General features: G+C 57.8%; 1 protein-coding gene. It reads left to right on the forward strand.

The genetic code is table 11. From position 1 onward, the window contains the following. Nucleotides 1–465: 465 nt before the first annotated feature. Nucleotides 466–992: acyclic terpene utilization AtuA family protein (locus A3730_RS24205; protein ID WP_156501330.1), on the forward strand; the 527-nt coding region annotated here is incomplete at its 3' end.

The raw sequence follows: 992 nt of genomic DNA on the forward strand, positions 1-992 counted from the left end.
GAACCCCTTATCCCGAAACAGGTGAGCCGCGGCACTGAGCAGACGCCCGCGGGGAGAATCATCGATTCCATTAATTGCCAGTGACTCAGCCATTGCTATCCTCTTTTTTGTATAGGGGCATTATCCCGACTCCGGTCTGCAAGCTGCAAGGGCAGCGCCACCACCCTGCTCCGATAAAACTGTAGGAGCTTGCTTGCAAGCGAACCGAGCCCAAGCGAGGAAATCGGTGACGTTTCCTTTCATGCTTTCAAAAAAACGTCCAAGAAATCTGGAATGCCAGATTGCTCCGACGTCAAGCCCGGAGATATGCCTCGATTGAGGCTGTGCTGACGCACGGTTCGCTTGCAAGCAAGCTCCTACAGCGGCATTCGAATAAATGCGCCGTCGACCCTCCAGGCCCTTTACAAACCAAGCGCTTGCTTGGTAGCTTACGAGACCATGAATTCACACGCAAATGGAGCCACCATGTCAGAGCCTGTTCGCATCGGCTGTGCCGCCGGATTCTGGGGCGATACCAACAGTGCTGCCTTCCAGTTGGTTCACCAGACCAAGCTGGACTACCTGGTGTTCGACTACCTGGCCGAAGTCACCCTGTCGATCATGGCCGGGGCGCGGATGAAAGACCCCAACGCCGGCTATGCCCATGACTTTGTCACCAATGTGATGGCCCCTCTCGCCAAGGACATCAAGGCGAAAAACATCAAGGTGATTAGCAACGCCGGGGGCGTGAACCCCCGTGCCTGCCGCGATGCCCTGCAAAAAGCGTTTACGGCCGCCGGCGTGGAAATGAAGATCGCCCTGGTAGAAGGGGACGACCTGAATACACGCCGCAACGATTTTGCCGATGTAACCGAACTGGACAGCGGCGCCCCCCTGCCCCCCATGACGGTCACCATGAACGCCTACCTGGGCGCCCTGCCCATCAAAGCGGCACTGGATGCCGGCGCAGACATCGTACTCACCGGGCGCATTGCCGACTCCGCTGTGGTGCT

It is taken from the genome of Alcanivorax sp. HI0044 (assembly GCF_001634945.1).